This is a genomic window from Mycobacterium leprae TN, assembly GCF_000195855.1.
GTDB lineage: Bacteria > Actinomycetota > Actinomycetes > Mycobacteriales > Mycobacteriaceae > Mycobacterium > Mycobacterium leprae.
In genome coordinates this window covers 2,381,492-2,400,862 of the sequence record NC_002677.1, presented here as the reverse complement: position 1 = coordinate 2,400,862, position 19,371 = coordinate 2,381,492, and the positions used below count along the sequence as shown (strand labels likewise).

Sequence of the window (19,371 nt, the reverse complement as noted above, 5' to 3'; positions counted from 1 at the left end):
GTGTTCCTCGAGTACGGCATTCCTTTCGGGAGTGTCTGATGTCGAACAGTCCGGGCATAGGACCCAGTAGATGACTTCAGCCTCCTTAATAGGGAAGCTGTTAGGGTCTGAGGTAGTCAGAGACACGGCGCCTCACCGGTCGTATAATTAGCGTCTGCGATTGCGCTCTGCAGTATTGGCACACAATGTGATGGTGGTTCTTTCCGGCCTGTAACTCGTAGCAAGCAACCGAACCCGAGGACTGGATTCGCTCCTTACCAGAGATTCGCTCCTTACCAGACTTGTGGTAGTCAGGCCATTGCAGTACGTCGTACACGGTTTGCCGGGACACTGCGGGCAGTTCAACACGGAACGGCATTACGGCTCGTTTTAATGTTGGCGTGCGGGGGCGTGTGCACTGCTTCGGACACGGCGATTTGTGGACGGGTCACACGCAAATAAGCCATGCGCAACTGCTTTGCGTAGTTCGACATCGGGGACAACACGGACCGATATGACTCTAGACTTTTCTGGAGCAGATCAAGAGTTTGGTGTGGACCGTACGCCTAGCACCGGCTGGATACTTCGACCATCGTTGAAGCCCGGTTCCCAGGGCCAGCGACTACGTCTGTAAGTCCACACCAGCTGCAATGCTTTGACTGTGCTGCTGTAAATCACAGTCGCGGTGTCCATGTGCGCGTCGGGATACTCAATCGCGACGACTTCCACCACGGTGCTGACGCTTAACCTTAGTTATTCACCGCGATTCGGTGGGCGAAGAACGGGAGCTGATCGGGCAACGCCGCCCAACATTCGCGCAGTTTGCTGGGGTTAGACGCCAGTCACCAAGAATTCGGGCAACCCATGATGGGTCAGGACGACTATATACGTGTAGAGCACTCGGTCGTTTTCCACGTATTACAACATCGTCCAGTAATTGTCTTTGGTGTTGCCCTGATGGTCACATATCCAGCACATTGTTGTTCCTTTCATGTGGCGGTCATCGTGCTGACACCACCTTGCCTGTAAAATCTGCTATTTCACCGACGACGGTTGCTGCGTACAGCTGTGCGAAGAAACCTGTTGTGAGAACAGGCACAACTAAGACGGCGTGCAGTTCTGACGTCTAGGTCAGCCGCCGCACGTTGCCGGCGTAGCCAAGCCTGCGCTCATAGGTCTCGTTGAAGGTCAGCGTCGTGATGCCGTAGAGCTACTCTTCGAATTGGTAATAGCCCTCCGGCACCGGACAACACTGGCGCGCTGACCGCCACATATCGTGACAGCTTGTTGATCTCCGCTTCAGGAACGAGTTTCCCACGACCGCCTCTTGCCGCCGGACAGCAAGTACTTGGGCATTTCGAAGATGCAAGTGCGGACTAGACCTCACCCGCCTAGTTGCCTTCTTTCAGGATTTTACATGCTCTTATTTGGCCACTTGAGGACCCGTGGCCGTGGTGCGTTTGGCGGCGCCGGTGGACGCAGTACCTGCCCACTTTTCTTCGTGGATGCGTAGATGTGGAATCGCACTGTGCTGGATTGCATCAGCTTTCTATCCAGCTGTCCCAATAGGTGATCCCGCCACGCTCGAACAGCGGATCGGCGTCATGGAAACGGCACTGCAGGCAAGGGATGATGTGTACGGAAACGTGGTCCAGCGTTTTGGTCAGACTCACCATGTTGCTATACTCGCGTCAGGTCTGCTGATCTGAGAAGGTTTTAGCGGTTGTAGTGATGTACTCAGCGTCGACACTGCCCTAGATCTCGGCGATCGCCGCACGTTTGTCGGCATCGGTGATCACCAGCCAGCGCCGATCTTGTGCGTTGCTTGCGGTGGGGGCTTGCATCGCCCGGCGCGCGCACTCGAGGACGACGTTGCGACCGGCTGGGTCGGGTCAAGGCGTTTGCGCACCAACCGTGTGGTGGCTAGCAGTTCGTCGACCGATGGCGATGTTCACGCAATCTATACCGCGACGCACAAGCGTGAGATCGAGAATTTCCTCATTGGAGGACAGGTCCCGTAGACGCACGAAGAACGTTTTGTCCATCGAGGCGACGTTGGCGTAAAGCCCCGCTGAGACATCGGCTGTCCAGTACCAATTGGTCCCGAAAGCTAGAGTACGCGACGCAGTGGTTGATCTGCGCGATTCGCCTTACGGCTAACTCGCGTTCGCCGGCCGGCAGGGCTATTTTGCTGGTATGTGCCGCGGATCATCCGTTCGATCATGCCACCGAGTTGCAGCCGTAGTGTCCAGATCATGACGGCTTCGCCACCGAGGACGTCGGGCACGTCGAGTCGAGCCATGAGGAACGTCTGTTACGTGAAGATTTTTACCTACTTGAGGAAATCAGATTCTCAACGCACCGGTCTAGGTCACCACTGGGCATTGTTGTGCATATGTAGACCCAGCGTTGAAACCAAAAACGGTTGGCATATAACGTCCGTTTGAACGATGGTGTTCTCCGGTTCCAGCGTCAGGGGGTGGGAGGTCACAGCGTGCTGTTCATGCACAAGGTACGGCGGGTGCGCGGAAGGTGAGTTCGAGAACGCATTTCGAGAATGCTGGATGCCTATGTTGGTCGAGGGCGACGAAGCCCGGCTGGTGTGGTACACCAATCAAGCGCACGGCAGCGGCCCCGCCTACACCGTGATCACGGTAACCGTGGTTCGTGACGGAATGGCATGGGAGTGCTTGTACCCGGTGGGTCCAGAAAGGTGATCTCCGGGAGTAGACGCGAGACCTGAACACCCTTCGCCATCAGGTGGAGGCGAAGCTGCTGGTAGCACTTCCGTTGTCGCCACTGTTTGAAATCTGTTCGATGAGATGTCGGTCGATGGACGAGAGCACGAGATAAGTCTTTGCGTGGAAGGCGCCATGTGGCCCTATGAGGACAAGTGCGAGGAATACATGGTCAGATGCGGCGACGTGCACCCACGAGCTTCGAGCTGATGTCCATGCTGACAATGCACGCTGCATTACAGCCCATCCTAGGCAGCTACGTGCCGTTGTGAGGTGATTCTTATTCAGCGCATTTAGTAGGCGACCATCCGGTTGTTGCTAACCTCCGAGTGATTTACCTCTGCATTAAGGTGTTATTGAAGGATACTGTGCCGCAATAAACACGGGAACGGTCCTCGACGCAGCCGCGGCTGGCTATCTCGCCCGGGTCGGGCTAATAATCGACGAGCGGTTGATCAACTATGGCGAGCTAGCGACAGCAGTGCGGCGGTGCGAACTTCGTGAATGAGTCCTATAGTCTCGCCAACTAGTGAAGTGGCGACATCGCAGTCCTGACTCGACGAACGCTTTCTCAAAGGCGCTCACCGTCTCCGGTAGGAACGCCAAACAGTCCATCCTCATTGCCATGCCATGCTTGGATCAACGGGTTAATAACCAGCTGCGCGTAGTAATTTCGGATAAATTCCGTTGCCGCACAATGCCATAGACTCAGGTCCGGGCACTGTCTTCTCTGTTGTCCTGGATAATTGGCTATTGAGCTTGTGGCATAACCGGCGTCTCAGTGCTGGATTATAATCGGCTCCCGACCGGCGTACCATAGTCACCGAAGGTCGGTGCGGTCTTGACGTCACGACCATCGGCGATACCGCCTGTGGCCAACACAAGCGTTTTGGCCGACTGTTAGGCGACGAGGTCGACGACGTCGGGCACCAGGGTGAAGGCTGAACGACCTCCTATTTCATGCCAACCTGTATCGCCGCCTTGGGCTATGACTATGTCCGCTTCGGTGTTCAAAGCGTGCCTGCTTGAGTGTCTGCACTTGGCAGATGAGAGTGGAATATTAGCTTGGTGAATACGGACGGCGAATGCCTCTGGATCAGTGAAAGACAACATGGAGCGTTGCTGGTTGCCGCGCTAGTATCGCGTTTAGCGCTCAGGGTTAAGGGCGAGGCTGCATGTGATGAAATCCGATTTCGACCTTTTCCTGCTGCGCTTCGCCGGATTAGTGCTGCAGCCAGTTTGCGTCGCCGTAGTCTCCGCCGATGAGACCGAGGTCGCCGGCCGCGGTCACGATCGCGGCCAACCGGTCCCCGGACACCTCGGTCATCGGTGCAAGCAGGACGGGGTGTTCGATCTAGAAGAATTGTGTAAGAGGGGTGTTAAGCGGCATCGCTATCCTCACGTCGGCTCTCCGCTGATCCTGGGCTGAGCTAGCCACTCAGGCGCATGAGAGCTGAAAGTTTGAACGCATCAGCGATCAAGAGGATGGTTGCAGCACCACCGATTGCAGAAACTGCTCGACGACCGCGAAGAAGCCGTACGGATCTGACAAGAAAAACATATGGCCAGTCTCGAGGATCTCGAGCCGAGATCTAGCAATCGCGTCATGGGTGGCGCTCCCAGCGCTTAGTGGGATCACGATGTCTTTCTTCCCCCACACGACACGATGAGCGTGGGCGTAGACAGCGCGGGAGTACGACTGCACAGATCGCACTCGGGCGTAGTGAAACTGCACCACAGCAGCGGGATCAGATTCCGTGCCAAGGTTAAACCGTGGTGTCCAACCTAGCGCCGGACGTTGTTCTGACCGAGCTCATCGGTTCCCGAACATGCCTCTGTGGAACTGCTCTTGCATGTGTCCTGCCGTGATCACCGTGCCTCCTTCGTGCAGATCCTCTTGGTCCTGGATGGGTTAACCGAATGCACTCCACTCTCATGAGTTGTTGAATGAGACAGGTATTGACTCCTCCCGGTAAGCACGCCGCAAATGTGTTTGCTTACACTTTCCCACCGAAGCCAGTCGCTAGCAGCACGGAACAACTTAAAAACGATATGAAACAAAGTTTCATCGAAACTGTAGTCAGATTCGTCACCAATTTCAAAGATACCATGTTACGGTACATCACATTTGCTCCTTACCGTATGCAAGCCATGTTATCTGTTTCCACTGGTGATTGCTTGTTATGGTCTATTGCGCCAGAATCTGGTGGTCACTAAAAAATCGCCTTGGCTCCAAAGGCTTCTTTGATCTTCCTATTCCAATGCGCGGCTACCACCTCGGTGGTGAGGGATGCCATGGAGTCCAAGTCACTACCGTCATGCCCGGTCACAACGCCGCCTATTAAGCACTCTATGATCGATTTTAGCATCGACTACGTGTGTGGAGCCACCCTGAGCAGCGAACGCTTCTCGTTCTGCTGTATCGCAGAAATCCCATAACCGACAAGCCTTCCTTCAGCGCGCAGCAGATCCATAAGAATGCCGCAGCGAGGTGTCACCAAGTGCGTCGAGAACAAGATCATAGGGGCTGAGGCCTTTCCATCAAGTCGTTGCGGCGGTAGTTGATGGCGCCCCGGTTCACATCCAACTCAGCAAGTTTCTGGTGCTTTCCTGGCGACGCGGTGCCGTGCACTTCGGCGCTGGCGACCTTAGTGAGTCGAACGGCCACGATGCTGACACTACCCGACGCTGCGTGAAATTAGTACTTGCTCAACGGCACACAGGACTCGTAGCGTTAGCAGCGCTGCTTATGCAGTCGCGTAGTTAACCGGGATCGCTGGCTCCCTATGCGCCAGCTCACCCCGTCGGGGAACACTATCGTGTCGTGTCGCTCGCCGGAACGTTGACGATTTCCGCGTAGCCGACGAATTGTGTACCGGCCAAGACTCTTTCTCCGACAAGGTTTTCATCGACGCCGTCTCTAAATGGCTTACACCGACCTGGCGACTTTGTAACCGACTACTGACGGCAGTTTTGCTGCGTCTGTATATAGGCCGATGCGGATGAGGTTGTTAGCAAAATTTACTCCAGCGGCACGTACAGTGACCCGCGCTGGCCTGTCCCGGCGGGGGGGTGGATTGGGCCGCTGCGGCACCTGTAAGACCGATGAATTGCCGTGCTTGGTGATGGCGACTGCGAGCATCGTTTCCTACCCGGATACTGCTAGCAGGATCACCTGGTGATCGTTGCACACGCGTCGCGTTGTACAGCAAGCAGCGGTCAGTTGATTTTCCAAGTGGCCCTTGCAACGGCCTGCGAAAGCAGCCTCGGCAAGACGGGAGAGGACGACGTCGCGCTACCCAGGGCCCATGCGCTTGAAGGCCGTAGTCATACGTTTGTCATCCAAATCAAAGCCCGTACCGTTTGTTTCAGAAATACTTCTGGTATCAGCACCTTCCGTGGCAAGGTGCCAGGTGAGCGTCTAGGCTTGGAGTGAAAGTGTACACAAAGCGGTGGGGTGGATCCACTTCAAGCACTTTGCTAGGGTTGTTTGCCGTAACCGGTTCTGTCGAGGGTAAATTGGTGGCCAAACGCCGTAGCCACCTCACCCGCTGCCCATCTAGAGTCTCGTAACACCGGTTCGGTTAGCAGCCGCCACGCCTTCGCCAGCGGAGCCGCCATGAATTTGGTCTACTAAGGATCGTAACAGGCTTTGATGTCTCGGTGAGTACATCCAGTCCTGTCTGCCAGAAACTGTTTCTAACAGATGTAACCATTCACCTAGCTCCGTCGACAGTTCAGCGGTCAGCTGGTAGATGTGTTGACGGTTCTGCGGTTCGTCAGCCACCAGCCTCCGTGGACAACGGCTGCCTGGTCAAGATGCCGCGAGATGTGTACACGACGTCGGAAACACCCGACATATCGACTCTTTCCGTCTGCGACATCACAGTCGGGCTGATGCTGTGCGTGCCATGCCGGTGCAGTGCTGGTCGACACGAGCACCACGCTCGCCGAAGCGGCTGCGATCGACACCGACGTTTGGCAGCTTGTCAGCAGTCCGATCTTCCGTGTTGTGTTGACGCACAAGAACTTCGACAACATCCTAGGCGATTCTGTTTGTGTCGGAGTTGAAATGCACTGTGCACCTCAGGTGGGTCGAATACCTGTCGTCGACTACCGACCCGCTATGCGGCGATGCTCCCGCCACACCACGGACTCTACGACGCTGTCATCAATTTCGGCGACCGGAGTGTGACCATTGCTCATCATTGGGGCCGTGGACACACCACTTCGGATCTAGTTGCGGTGGTACCTCGCATGGACGCGGACAGCGGCGCGGTTGTGGTGTTTTACCGGTGATCTGGTCGAGGAGTCCGTCGACCCCGCAGTCGACGCCGATTCCGATGTAGCCGCGTGGCCGGCAACGTTGAACGATTAGTCGTAACTGGTGGCCTCGATTCCATCTACGTACCAGGTCATGGGCATGTCGTCGATGCGGCATTGTCCTTCGCCAGCGGGAGTGGTTGCGGGAACGCGCGGACCGCGGGCCCGGCTAACTGCGGGTGCTTTGTCAAAGCCGCCTGCGGTTGCACTTGTAAGCTAGTAGGGTGCTCCAACGCCGATTTGAGGTAAGGTCGTGACAGCTTCGCTTGTGGAGGACACTAATAATAATCATGAGTCCGTGCGACGTATTCAGCTGGATGTTGCAGGCATGCTGTGCGCGGCATGTGCGAGCCGGGTTGAAACGAAGCTGAACAAGATTCCCGGTGTCCGCGCATCAGTCAACTTCGCTACCCGAGTTGCGACCATCGATGCCGTCGACGTGGCGGTTGATGAGCTGCGTCAGGTGATTGAACAGGCTGGATATCGTGCTACTGCGCACGCGGAGTCTGCCGTCGAAGAAATTGATCCTGACGCCGACTATGCCCGCAACCTGCTGCGGCGGCTCATTGTCGCTGCGCTGCTGTTCGTGCCGTTGGCCGATTTGTCGACCATGTTTGCGATTGTGCCGACGAACAGATTCCCCGGCTGGGGATACCTGCTTACCGCGTTAGCAGCCCCGATCGTGACATGGGCTGCGTGGCCTTTCCACCGTGTTGCGTTGCGCAACGCGCGTTATCGGGCAGCATCCATGGAAACGTTGATTTCGGCTGGTATCCTAGCGGCCACCGGTTGGTCTTTGTCGACGATCTTCGTCGACAAAGAGCCACGGCAGACTCATGGAATTTGGCAGGCTATCCTGCACAGCGACTCGATCTACTTTGAGGTTGCTGCGGGAGTCACCGTCTTTGTTCTTGCGGGTCGGTTCTTTGAGGCTCGCGCCAAGTCCAAGGCTGGTAGTGCATTACGAGCGCTCGCTGCTCGGGGTGCCAAAAATGTGGAGGTCTTGTTGCCCAATGGAGCAGAACTTACTATACCGGCTGGAGAGCTCAAAAAGCAACAGCACTTTCTGGTAAGGCCCGGTGAGACCATTACTGCCGACGGTGTGGTCATCGATGGCACTGCGACGATCGATATGAGCGCTATCACTGGCGAGGCCAGACCAGTACACGCGTCGCCGGCAAGCACCGTGGTGGGCGGCACCACAGTGCTTGACGGCCGCTTAGTGATCGAGGCTACCGCAGTCGGTGGCGATACTCAATTTGCGGCGATGGTCCGTCTCGTCGAGGACGCACAGGTACAGAAGGCCCGTGTGCAGCACCTCGCCGATCGCATCGCGGCCGTGTTCGTGCCGATGGTCTTTGTCATCGCAGGATTGGCGGGTGCCTCTTGGCTGTTGGCTGGAGCCAGCCCAGATCGCGCTTTCTCTGTGGTGCTCGGGGTCTTGGTGATTGCATGTCCATGTACGCTCGGGCTTGCTACCCCCACCGCTATGATGGTTGCCTCCGGCAGAGGCGCTCAATTGGGGATTTTCATCAAGGGTTACCGAGCGCTGGAAACTATCAACGCGATTGACACCGTGGTCTTCGACAAGACCGGCACGTTGACACTTGGGCAGCTGAGCGTTAGCACGGTAACGTCAACCGGCGGGTGGTGTTCTGGGGAAGTTCTGGCGCTCGCCTCCGCAGTCGAAGCGGCCTCTGAACATTCGGTGGCAACGGCTATTGTGGCCGCTTATGCAGATCCACGTCCGGTTGCCGACTTCGTCGCGTTTGCCGGATGCGGTGTATCGGGAGTTGTTGCTGAGCACCATGTCAAAATTGGCAAGCCGTCCTGGGTAACCCGGAATGCGCCATGCGACGTCGTTCTCGAATCCGCACGGAGAGAAGGCGAATCACGGGGAGAGACAGTAGTTTTCGTATCGGTAGATGGTGTTGCATGTGGAGCTGTCGCGATCGCCGACACCGTCAAGGATTCAGCAGCCGACGCCATCTCAGCACTGTGCAGCCGCGGGTTGCACACAATTTTGCTCACCGGTGATAATCAGGCCGCCGCGCGTGCGGTTGCAGCACAGGTAGGAATCGACACCGTTATCGCCGATATGCTGCCCGAAGCTAAGGTCGACGTTATTCAACGACTGCGTGATCAGGGGCACACCGTCGCGATGGTCGGAGACGGCATCAACGACGGCCCCGCTTTGGCATGTGCCGATTTAGGCTTGGCGATGGGGCGCGGTACTGATGTCGCGATCGGCGCCGCCGATCTCATTCTGGTCCGCGACAGCCTGGGTGTTGTTCCGGTGGCATTGGATCTGGCACGTGCTACCATGCGGACAATTCGGATTAATATGATCTGGGCGTTCGGCTACAACGTTGCGGCAATCCCCATCGCCTCCAGTGGTCTGCTCAATCCTTTGATCGCCGGTGCTGCCATGGCGTTTTCGTCGTTTTTCGTGGTGTCAAACAGCTTGCGGCTAAGTAATTTTGGTCTTTCCCAAACGTCAGACTGAACAAACTTCTTTTATCAAGGGATTCCACTGCCAGAGATGCGTAGCCATGCCTTGACCTTCTCGACCATAAGGATTTGCACGAATATCGAGCTAAACAGCAATTTTTCGGTAGTTGGCTAAGGTGGCTAGCTGTAAGGACCGCGTGATCGCTCCTGCAGCGCGGACTCTCCCCACTGCAGGAGGTAGCAATCTTTGCCTTCGTGATGGCCAAAGTGCGAAGTAAAGACTTCGAATATGAGCTTCTGTAATTACTTCGGTCAGGTCATGCCAGGGCATGCTAATTGTCGTTATGCGGTGGAAAGTTTGAAGTCGCTGTTGGTGTGTGAGGATCTGCTGATGGTAACCGGTTTCCATGATGGTTTGGCTGCCAGAATTTTCAGCGGTCCGGTTTTCGGACGGTGCAGGTGCCAGTGATCGCCGATGCTGACATCGGCTACGGCAACCGCAACAATGGTGCGCGTACTGTGCGAGAGTACGGAGCCAGTGGCGTGGCCGTGATCTATCTGGATGATACGGTCTTCTCTAAGTTGCGCGGTGCAATGGGTAGAATCGAATTGACCTCCGCTGAAGATCACGCCACCAAGATTCAAGCCATGACCGCCGCGCGTAGTAGTGCCGAGTTTCTTGATAACTTGGTCGCATTGATGCCTGGTTGAACAGCGGGTTGGACAAGGTTCTGCACTGAGCCCGCTACTACGCCTACGCTGGCGGCTACCTGATTGTGATACGAGATGCTACAAACGCCGGAGGAGATCGAAACCCCGCAGTTCAGGTTATTGATGTGCCCATAACATGTTTTTAACGCAGCTGCCAGAGAAAGACCTTTAGTTAACGTCACGTCAGTTCGCTGACCTCGGCGCCAAAGTGTTAGCCTACCGCCTGGTACCTGCCTTCGATTATACATGTTACCTTGAGGATTTTTCCCACTACTTCGTGGAGGGCAATACGCCTGCAACGTTTTAATCCGCAATCTTGGACCTGACCAGGACAGTCACATCCTCGACAATGACTACCACATGCCTGGGCGTCAGGTCGTATCATCGACAACGGGTGGTCTTGTCTATCGACGCATCCGGGACAACTCTCGTAGCATCGCGTTGTATGCATTTAGGTCGTCATCGGCGTAGGTGCTGTCCGCATGCCGGTCTTCACGGACGGCGACTCTATGGTCCTGGCGTGCCCACTGGGCCATCAGCGCCACTATGACGATGATTACAGGTAATTCCGTTGCGCTCCAGGCGATCGCTCCACCTATATGCTGGTCAGCGTCAATGCTTGCCAGCCAGGGCAGATTGACGGAGCGGTAGAATTCGGCACTGATTGCCGATGTCATTGTCATTAACGCTATCCCGAAGAAGGCGTGGAATGGCATCACTGCAAACAACAATCCAATTCGTGCCAGATAGGGGAGTCGTCGGGGCCCTGGATCGATACCAATTATTGCCCAGTAGAAGATATATCCTACCAGCAAGAAGTGGATGGCCATGAATTCGTGTCCCCAGTGATAGCGAACCAGGGTATCGAACAGCGGTGTGAAGTAAACGATGTACGGCGACCCCACGAACAGGATGAAGTTTGTGACCGGGTGGGAAAGAAAGGCCGTAACGGAGGAGTGCATTAGCCATGTTAGCCATTCACGTGGTCCGGGTTGTTGTCCATCACCAGCCGCGGACAAAGCACGAAGCGCCAAGGTGACCGGACCGCCCAGAACAAGGAGGACCGGGATGAACATATTCAACGTCATATGTTCGGCCATGTGCACGCTGAACATCGCCGAACCGTACGTTCGCACGCCTGAGCTACTGGTGAATACCAGTGCGACACACCCAGTCAACCACGCCACCAGTCTCCCCACTGGCCAAGTGTTGCCGGCACGCCGCACACGGACAAAGCCCGCTACATATCCGATCCCGAGGACGATGGCAGTAGCTCCAATGAGGCTGTCGAACCGCCACACGGTGAAAAACCTAACAATGTTAGGTGGCTGCGGCAGCTCGTAGCCCAGAAAAACGTCCCAGGCTGTGAACCTGTGGGTGAGGAATCGCGGCGCAGTTTGAACAGACATTGCCGCCGTCGCCGCCGTGACGGCCATCATGGCCAGTGCGGTAAGACGTGTCCGGTGATCCGAGTGCGGCCGACCCATGACCAACGCCCAGCAGTCAGAGAAGCACACCAAGGTCACCAGCACTCCGGCCACCAGACCGAGCCGACCGAAGTCCGAATCGATCATCGCCGCGCCCGGGCTAAGTAGATAGACCAGCTCGGCTCCATACGCTAGCGCGAGCACCCCACACACAACTTGCACAATCAGCACAGCGCGGCTTGGCGTCACCTCCGTCAGCGCAGCGGTAATCTTGAGCCCGCTCAATGCGGCAATGGCGAGTGCGAAGACAATCACAGCGCTGGTGGCGTAGTCATGGTCCGGTCCCTGCCCTGCGTTACCGGTCACCGCGGTCGCGATAACACCAATCACTGCGGGGATCAGCAGCACAAAGTGGTCGGAGTATCGGATGATGACTCGCAGCGTCAACGTAACAAGCAACGCACAGATCGTCACAACGATCCAAGCCCGTGAGGTCTCCGAAGTTGTAATGGCATTGAATAGTGCTGCGCCAGTTCGAAGCTCAGCCGGTGTTACACCGGAGTCGTTAGCAGCCTGAACCACCACCATCGTCAGTGCAAACGCCAGCCAGCCGATCGAAACACGCTCTTCAGCAAGGTGAATCCGAAAAGCCTGAGCATCGATCAAGCCGTCTGCTTGCGGCCAGACCATCATCACGAAGTAAATCAATGCTCCAAGACACAGCGCACTTGACAGCGACGCACCGAAGTACCCCACGGGTTCGGCAACGCCGATGAAACTTCCGGGATCCGGATTGCCGACAGCGCCATAACGCTCAGTTCGCGAAAACAGTCCGTAGGCGGCAACGGCGACCACGTTACCCAGCAGGCCAGCCACCATCAGTGTGGTTCTCAAGGAGATCAGCGGGGGAATCCGTATAGCTGACGTCGCTGTTCCGGTCGGCTCGTCAGTCTGCATTGCTTGAGCTTACGGATGCTAACAGCAGACCACGTAGGTGGCCGGCAAGCGTCGGTTGGTCAACGCCAACCTACAGTAGCCAGATGCCTCCCTCCGAGCGGCGACACCTCGCATGATTGATGACTTACTGCTGCGTTGGGTTGTCACCGGGCTGTTCGTGCTGAGCGCTGCCGAATGTGGCTTCGCGTGTTTGGCCTGCCGCCGGCCGTGGACACTGGTTCCGAGCAATGGATTGCATTTTGCGATGGCAATCGCGATGGCAGTGATGGCCTGGCCGCGGGGTGCTCAGCTACCAACGACAGGGACCGTGGTGTTTTGCGGGCTAGTTGGGGCGTGGTTCGTGATCTTGGCCACCGTTTCGTCCCGAAGGATCGCTGAACGGGCGGCATATGCATATCCGGCTCTCATGATGCTGGCTATGGTCTGGATGTACGTCATCATGGACAGTCATCTTCACGACCATTGGGCCACTGGCCATCATACATCGCCCCATACGTCGATGCTGGGCGTGGACATGACTACAACGGTGGTGCCGGCAAGCGGAATACCTGGATGGATCAGTATTATAAACTGGCTCTGGTTCGCGTTCTTCTGTATCGCGACAGTCTTCTGGACGTACCGTTCTTTCGCGACATCGCGAAGGAATGCAGGCTTCAGTCGCTATTGTTCGCTGCATCCCTCAGGTCAGGCTATGATGTCGACCGGGATGGCTATTATGTTCGGTGTTCTGCTGTTTCACGTTTAGCAGTTGCTATCTGCCAGTATATTTCAGTGGCTGTGAACATCCGTGCGCTAGTAGGGCTCGAATCGACTCTGGTGGCGCGGCAAGCTCGGCGACGGACTCGACGCCGAGGGCCATGGTCGGATATTCTGCGTAGGATCGCATCTCGAACATCATACCCAAGGTGAACCACGCATCGATCACCGACCACCTTCGTGGATTTCTCTTCGCCCAGTCGCTTTGATCCAGTCGATACTTCCACTCCGCCATATTGAGTTCATCGCTAGCGAACTCACTGAGAAAATCCGCGTATGCCACCGCCTCGCCACGTACCACGGAAATTCCGCTCCCCAGCTGACCCGATCTAGCTAACGCCGACACCACGCCCAAGATCGCCTTCGCCGCGGCTCGGCCGGTAGTGACTTCTTCCGTCACTGTTGCGGAAGGGTAGGCGCGCAACGCAATACAGGCATCAACAATCGAGAGTAGAATGTCAGAGGAATTGCGTAATTGATAGTCTTCGCCAAGTACCCGGGGCAGGCGCACGATGGTGAAATCGAGCGCAGATGGTGATCCGGCAACGACTAGCTCCGCGAGTGACTTGGATGCCGCATACGGATAAGGCGTTTCACGGGGATCGGTGACCTGAGGCACAGTGACATCCGCATTGACGACGAATGACGACAAATGTACCAACCTGGTACTATAACTCGCGCATATATCGACTATCGCGGAAACCAGCTCTACGTTGGCCAGCCGCAGTTCACGGTATGGCACTAGCATGTTGGTATTGCCGACACCGTTCACCAGGGTTCCGGCGTCAGTGTCACGTATTAGTGCCTCCAGCTCTCCAGGGCCATTCTCAAAAGAGATACGTTCGATCCGAACCCCATCAACGCCTTGCAGCGCTGTCCATGGATCGCCTTCGGGGAGTCTCGCCCTCGTAGCCAAGACCACCTCGGGACACAACACTCCTGACTGTCTTAGATCGAGGACTGCTTGGGCAAAGCCAGTGCCCAAAATTCCCGACGCGCCCAGCACGACGATCGCCTGTTTTTGGTGGCTATTCCGGGTCTGTTTGACGCTGAACTCCGTAGCGTTTCGTTGCCTGCACAGTGAAGCAAGATCACGTTCTATCTCGGCGGCGGTGCCGACGTCCATCCATACATTGGCTGTCTGCGCGGCAGTCAGGTTGGCGGCGTTATCGGCGCTGATTAGATCCAGAAGCGAGAGGTGCCGACCCAGATGTCTACGAGTGTCGGGAAGTATCCTGATGAGATCCACCGAGCCGATCCCCTCATCGAGTAGCGATGAGTCCGGGAGGATAGCCCTGCCTAGGTGCCGACTCCAGATTTCCGCGAGACCGGCTGCCCCCTCACCCGACCCGGCATAGTTTTGTACAGAGTCGACAAGCTGGGGCATCACCAGCAGGTTGTCGCGGTCAATTTTCCCGTTAGGCTTCCGCGGAATACACGGCACGCCTACCACGAAAAACGAGGACACTCCCAAGCTCGCAAGAATTAGCCTGCTCCGTGTCGCTGCCGCAGCATCGTCGACGCCTTCGCGGGTCAGCTTCGTCTCGAACCACACTCCGAGACGACCGTTGTAAACTTCGACAGCAACATCGGAGACGTTAGGGTCCGTGGAGATACGCCGAATTAACTCGGCGGTGTCGACACGCTTGCCGGAGATTTTGACGACGGCGTCTTTGCGTCCGGAGAACACCGGAAAACCCTCGTCATCGAGGATCACACAGTCGGCAGTAGCAAACGCGCGACGGCACGAACCGTCCGTGGTGGTCACAGTGCCGAAGTTGCGGCTATCGATCCCGAGATAGCCAACAGAGACCAAATCACCAACGATAACGAGTTCGCCGAAGGCGATGAACACCGTGTTGGGCACTATCGGCCAGCCCAGCCTGAGGCGAGCGTCACTCTCGACGGTCATCGGAGCGCAGACGATCGGCAAATACGTGACAACGACCGTAGTCTCTGTCGGTCCATAGGTCGACATAAGTGAAATACCTTGTGAAGCACCGGAATCAATCCACTTGTCGACAGCGCAGGGACGAACGGCTTCACCCCCAATGACGATCTGTCGAAGGCAAGAACGGTTGATCTCGTCAATCGCGTCGCTGTGGTCGCACAGCAAATGCCACACTGCGGTCGGTAGGTCGATGACTGTTGCCCTCTGCACGAAGATATCTCGTGCGAGTTCCGCTAGATCACCAGTTTTCATGGCGGTGGATCGGACCAACTTCGATCCACAAATCGCTCCACCAAAGATCTCCTCGACACTGATGTCCGATGTCAATGGCGCGCACTGGAGTATGGTGTCGTGTGCTCCCCACCCATATGCGTTTCTCACCGCGTCACAAAAGAGCGCAAGCGACCCGTGTGAAACTTGGACGAGTTTGGGCTGCCCGGTTGAACCTGATGTCGGCATGATGTACGCGGTTTTGTCTGCTAGTGAAATATCTTGTGCTGCTTGCTTAATAAGCTTGTCAGCGAGCTTGCTTTGCTCGTTATCCGGGGTCACTGCGAGCTGGGTAGCAGCCACATCGATCACGCGGGCAGAGACACCACCACCGTGGTCGGTAATCGCCTTCGCCCGCAAGGGAACCTCGGCTACAGTGTCACAGACACTGTAGCCGCAGCCCGCAAGATGGCACGCGATCAAGAGGTCGATGGTCTTGTCCGTGTTGTCGTCAGTGAACACCAGCACGTCACCTGGCACGACGCTGCCCCTTACCAGCCAGGCAATCCATGGATGGACGTAGCGACGTTTGTCAACAGTCAGGTGAACGCTTCCCCCAGGGTCCAGAAACCATGCCGGAGCCAGTGGTCGCGTTGTCTGGGTAACTTCATTACCTAGGCAGAGGGCACCGTCTGAACTGATCCCAAACCATTCGTTGACAATCATGGCGATCGGCTGATCCCACGCCGCTGCCATCAATTCCAACGCTGCAGCGATTCGTTTTGCGACACGGGTACATGACTTTCCCTGGGGCAGATCTACTCTGTTCCAGATCGACAGATCAAGTGTGCGCTCGTCTTCGTTCAGAACACAAGCCACGGTCATGCCCTCGACCGGACCGATATCCGTCACCGTCGGTACTTCCGACAAGAAAGGGCGAAGGCCGGGCGCGCATGGCTCGCGTATGAAATTGAGCGTCAAAGCCTCAATGTGAGATGTCTGGTTGAGCGCCAAATATATTCGTCGGTAATATTCCTCGCGAAGCCAGCGGAGTCTAATTGCCTTGACGTAGGACCGGTCAAGTGTTCGGACGACATCTTGCACCGACGCAAATGGAGGAAAACGGATCGAGTGTGCAACCGAATTGACCAGGCATGTAGCAACGTCCAGATAGGGATCTCCGAAGCGGTTGTCCACAGCGTGAACCAGCAGGCCCTCGGTGCTCTGCCTAAGGCTAGCGTCCACTGCTACTGCCGCCGTGGCCACCAATATGTTAAGTGGCACCTGTTTAGTCTCTGACAAGGCGATAATATTATCAAATGCCTTACCGCAGATTATCATTGATTCGTGAAGCACTCCCCGGGCAGCGTTCCCGGGGGCGTCGTTTGAGACTTGACCATACCCACCGTTACGCACTTCGTCGGCTAGCTCACGTTGCACGACATTGGCCAGACGCTGTAGCGATTCCTCCACCTTGGTCGCCTCACGACGGTGTGCTTCTGCAAGTTTGTCCAGAGCTTGTCGGATACAAGGGATCTCGAGTCGATTATCGGTGTCAAGGTGATGTGCCAAATTTTCCTCAATGATCCTAATCGCGCCGCCATCAACCAGTATGTGATGGGTGAAGACATCGAGACGTGCCACAAAGCCGTTCTTGTCGGTCCGCACGGTGTACCGCACGAGTGGCTTGGCGAGGATGTCAGGAGACCAGGCGTGCATAAGGTCGTAGTCACGACTGTCTGTCTGCGGCTGTTCGTCGGACCGCACGCGCACGATGTCGCCGAACTGCAGCCTCGGCACGAGATCCGGATAGTCACCCTCTGTCGAGGGCGCCTCAAGAACGCAAAGTTGCCCAGGGTTTTTGAGGATCGTTGCTTCCAGAGCCGCCAGGAACACCGACAGCTCCAGCTGGTGGAATCGATAGCTTTTACCGATAAAATACAAAGCGGGATCGTTGTCCTGCAACATTCCGTTGTAAATGTTCTGCTGAGATCGACTCAAGGGAACACGATCGACGCGACGTGTGTTTGGCGCCGTCACGTAGAACTCTCCAGCTGGCGAACCCAGTTTGCAATCGAAAAATTGTCCATCAATTTGGATTGCATCTCAGCTTCTTGGCTCAGACCGAGTTGCTTCATTAAGAGCGTGAACCGAACAGAGTCTAGCCCGAGGTCGCGAAGATCGGTTTCATCGCCGTCAACCAAATCTGATTCTGCTATGTACAACACCTCACAGACAGCCGTGAGAATCCTTTCCCGTGCTGTCTCAGTCACGAACGACCATTCCGAGTTGCTCTCCGTTCAGCGCTGCTGCTAGTGTTGCACGGATGACTTTGCCGGACTGCGTGCGAGGAATATCCGCAACGATCACGATCTTAGACGGGCGCGCCATCGATTCCGACTCACGCCGATAACGAGCCGCAATCCTTCGTTTGAGCTCGATCGCTGTTGACTCGTTCAGCTCTGCCGATGGGATTACGGCCAAACCGACTAGCGCTCCGAAATGCGCATCGGGTATTTCGTAGCATGCGGCCTCACCAACGCCCGAAACGCTTTCGGCGATGCGATCAACCTCATCGGGCACAATGTTGACTCCACCGGAGACGATCATCTCCGAGGATCTTCCTTTGATATAGAAGAAACCGTCCTCGCGTCGCTCCACAAGGTCGCCGGTGTTCACCCACCCGTCAACTAGAATTTCTCGGGTGCGTTCCGGATTATTCCAGTACCCTAACATGTTTGCTGGTGATTTAATCCACAGCGTGCCGAAGGATGCGGAAGAAGCAGTGTCTGCGACAGTGGGTCCGCCACCATTTGGATCTGCCAGATACACTTCCACACCAGGGTATGGACGTCCAACAGCGCCAGCCTCGATTTTGGAGATTGATCCATTATCGGTTGGTAAACACAAGGCGGTGCAGCCCGTTTCGCTCAAACCGTAGAACTGTGCGGTGCGCACACCCGCAGCTTCAATAAATCGCACATCAGCTGCAATTACCCGCGAACCACCGTAAACAATTAGTCGCAACGGCGGAGTCACCACATCGCCGAACTTCAGTTCGTAAACCAGTTTCGAAAGAAGGGTTGGAACTAGGCATGTTGTTGCGACTTTATTCGCGTTAAGAACCTCCGTTAACGACGACGTGTGCTCACCGCCGGTGATACATAACCCTCCATGCATTAAACAGTTGAGTATCCACCAGAGGCCGCCGATATGCGTCGCCGACAGAGGTGAGTAGGTGGTTTCGTTGACGACCCAATCGATCCAGGCCAGACCTTTTTCCCGTAAAATGTCTGGAATAGCAAAGAAGGTGCGATTGGGTAGCAGCACGGCCTTTGGCTCGCCGGTTGTACCGCTGGTGAAGGTCATCGCCAACGGGTCATCGGTGCCGTAGTTTAGGTTACCGGCTAAATAATCTATATCCAACGAGCAAGCGGAATACGTTGCATCAGCGGTGGTATTGACCGTTATGGCCGGTATTGAGTGTAGTATTTCCGGCAGCGAGGAAGAGTCTATTCTGCACTCTCGCGCGACAAGGACCGCACTGGGGTCACAGATTTCGCTGAAACGACTGATGGTTGCGGGCGGAAGATTGCCGTCCACCATGACTGCGATCGCTCCGAGCTTCGCGCAAGCCAGCACCGACAGGTATGTCTCGGGACCGTTGTCCGAAATGACGAGAACCCGGGATCTTTGAGAAACCGACTGAGCACTAAGATGCGCGGCAAGCCCATTGACTTCGGCAACAAGCTGACCGTACCGCAGCTCGCTTGTCCCGTCGCTGCGACGCAAGGCGATTGCCTCCGGACGCTCGTGTGCCTGCTTCAGTATCCGTTCCAGGACTGTAGGCGGTAAGTGCGACATAGCT

The 19,371-nt window shown here is 56.1% G+C and carries 14 protein-coding genes and 6 pseudogenes; 6 read left to right on the top strand and 14 right to left on the bottom strand.

Annotated features, from left to right (window positions below):
- Positions 1–21: 21 nt before the first annotated feature.
- From ML_RS14075 to ML_RS10270, 6 genes and pseudogenes are all read right to left on the bottom strand, one after another.
- A pseudogene (locus tag ML_RS14075) lies at positions 22–473 on the bottom strand (Fur family transcriptional regulator); the annotation flags it as partial.
- Between the two features lie 46 nt (positions 474–519).
- Positions 520–708: a DUF4262 domain-containing protein gene (locus ML_RS19380; protein ID WP_414085564.1), complete on the bottom strand. Its 189-nt coding sequence runs from the start codon at positions 706–708 to the stop codon at positions 520–522.
- Positions 709–1,105: 397 nt separating this feature from the next.
- A pseudogene (locus tag ML_RS19375) lies at positions 1,106–1,521 on the bottom strand (SRPBCC family protein).
- Positions 1,521–1,655, bottom strand: a complete 135-nt coding sequence (locus tag ML_RS18090; protein WP_306455875.1) for a hypothetical protein — start codon at positions 1,653–1,655, stop codon at positions 1,521–1,523. Before ML_RS18090 ends, ML_RS19375 begins: the two are co-directional and overlap by 1 nt.
- An 81-nt stretch (positions 1,656–1,736) precedes the next feature.
- Positions 1,737–1,909 (bottom strand): annotated as a pseudogene (locus tag ML_RS19370) (nitroreductase family protein); the annotation flags it as partial.
- Between the two features lie 180 nt (positions 1,910–2,089).
- Entirely contained in the window at positions 2,090–2,281 is a 192-nt protein-coding gene (locus tag ML_RS10270; protein WP_049769841.1) for a hypothetical protein, read from the bottom strand.
- Between the two features lie 268 nt (positions 2,282–2,549).
- Here ML_RS10270 and ML_RS10265 point away from each other — a divergent pair, with 268 nt between their 5' ends.
- Positions 2,550–2,696 (top strand): hypothetical protein, encoded by a 147-nt coding sequence (locus ML_RS10265; RefSeq protein WP_156511825.1) that lies wholly within the window; start codon positions 2,550–2,552, stop codon positions 2,694–2,696.
- Positions 2,697–3,617: 921 nt separating this feature from the next.
- Here ML_RS10265 and ML_RS16455 read toward each other — a convergent pair.
- Complete coding sequence (locus ML_RS16455) at positions 3,618–3,731, bottom strand: nitronate monooxygenase (RefSeq protein WP_231846603.1); 114 nt, start codon at positions 3,729–3,731, stop codon at positions 3,618–3,620.
- Positions 3,732–3,897: 166 nt separating this feature from the next.
- Here ML_RS16455 and ML_RS10260 point away from each other — a divergent pair, with 166 nt between their 5' ends.
- Entirely contained in the window at positions 3,898–4,146 is a 249-nt protein-coding gene (locus tag ML_RS10260; protein WP_145985203.1) for a hypothetical protein, read from the top strand.
- Positions 4,147–4,194: 48 nt separating this feature from the next.
- Here the strand turns inward: ML_RS10260 and ML_RS10255 are convergent, their stop codons facing one another.
- The 3 genes and pseudogenes from ML_RS10255 to ML_RS16450 form a co-directional block, all read right to left on the bottom strand.
- On the bottom strand, positions 4,195–4,377 hold the full coding sequence (locus tag ML_RS10255) for an alpha/beta fold hydrolase (protein ID WP_156517097.1): 183 nt from the start codon (positions 4,375–4,377) through the stop codon (positions 4,195–4,197).
- A gap of 718 nt (positions 4,378–5,095) precedes the next feature.
- A pseudogene (locus tag ML_RS19365) lies at positions 5,096–5,859 on the bottom strand (MDR/zinc-dependent alcohol dehydrogenase-like family protein); the annotation flags it as partial.
- Positions 5,860–6,012: 153 nt separating this feature from the next.
- Positions 6,013–6,433: pseudogene (locus tag ML_RS16450) on the bottom strand (SRPBCC family protein).
- A gap of 103 nt (positions 6,434–6,536) precedes the next feature.
- On the opposite strand from ML_RS16450, the pseudogene ML_RS18085 reads away from it, so the two are divergent.
- From ML_RS18085 to ML_RS10240, 3 genes and pseudogenes are all read left to right on the top strand, one after another.
- Positions 6,537–7,213: pseudogene (locus ML_RS18085) on the top strand (MBL fold metallo-hydrolase).
- An 80-nt stretch (positions 7,214–7,293) separates the two neighbouring features.
- The gene (locus tag ML_RS10245) at positions 7,294–9,546 is read left to right on the top strand and encodes a heavy metal translocating P-type ATPase (protein ID WP_010908670.1); all 2,253 of its coding nucleotides are present in this window, start codon (positions 7,294–7,296) and stop codon (positions 9,544–9,546) included.
- A 398-nt stretch (positions 9,547–9,944) separates the two neighbouring features.
- Entirely contained in the window at positions 9,945–10,202 is a 258-nt protein-coding gene (locus tag ML_RS10240; RefSeq protein ID WP_041323105.1) for an isocitrate lyase/phosphoenolpyruvate mutase family protein, read from the top strand.
- 404 nt (positions 10,203–10,606) lie between these two features.
- On the opposite strand, the gene ML_RS10235 is transcribed toward ML_RS10240, so the two are convergent.
- Positions 10,607–12,586 carry a cytochrome c oxidase assembly protein gene (locus tag ML_RS10235; protein WP_010908669.1) on the bottom strand — a complete coding sequence of 660 codons (1,980 nt, stop codon included), beginning with the start codon at positions 12,584–12,586 and terminating at the stop codon, positions 10,607–10,609.
- A gap of 112 nt (positions 12,587–12,698) precedes the next feature.
- On the opposite strand from ML_RS10235, the gene ML_RS10230 reads away from it, so the two are divergent.
- Positions 12,699–13,331 (top strand): DUF5134 domain-containing protein, encoded by a 633-nt coding sequence (locus ML_RS10230; protein ID WP_010908668.1) that lies wholly within the window; start codon positions 12,699–12,701, stop codon positions 13,329–13,331.
- A 6-nt stretch (positions 13,332–13,337) separates the two neighbouring features.
- Here the strand turns inward: ML_RS10230 and ML_RS10225 are convergent, their stop codons facing one another.
- The 3 genes from ML_RS10225 to fadD10 are packed head-to-tail and all read right to left on the bottom strand — an operon-like array spanning position 13,338 to position 19,367.
- Complete coding sequence (locus ML_RS10225) at positions 13,338–17,543, bottom strand: thioester reductase domain-containing protein (protein ID WP_010908667.1); 4,206 nt, start codon at positions 17,541–17,543, stop codon at positions 13,338–13,340.
- Positions 17,540–17,776, bottom strand: coding sequence for an acyl carrier protein (locus tag ML_RS10220; RefSeq protein ID WP_010908666.1), 237 nt, complete (start codon positions 17,774–17,776; stop codon positions 17,540–17,542). Before ML_RS10220 ends, ML_RS10225 begins: the two co-directional genes overlap by 4 nt.
- Positions 17,769–19,367, bottom strand: a complete 1,599-nt coding sequence (gene fadD10 / locus ML_RS10215; protein ID WP_010908665.1) for a fatty acid--CoA ligase FadD10 — start codon at positions 19,365–19,367, stop codon at positions 17,769–17,771. The genes ML_RS10220 and fadD10 overlap by 8 nt, the downstream gene beginning before the upstream one ends.
- Positions 19,368–19,371 lie beyond the last annotated feature (4 nt).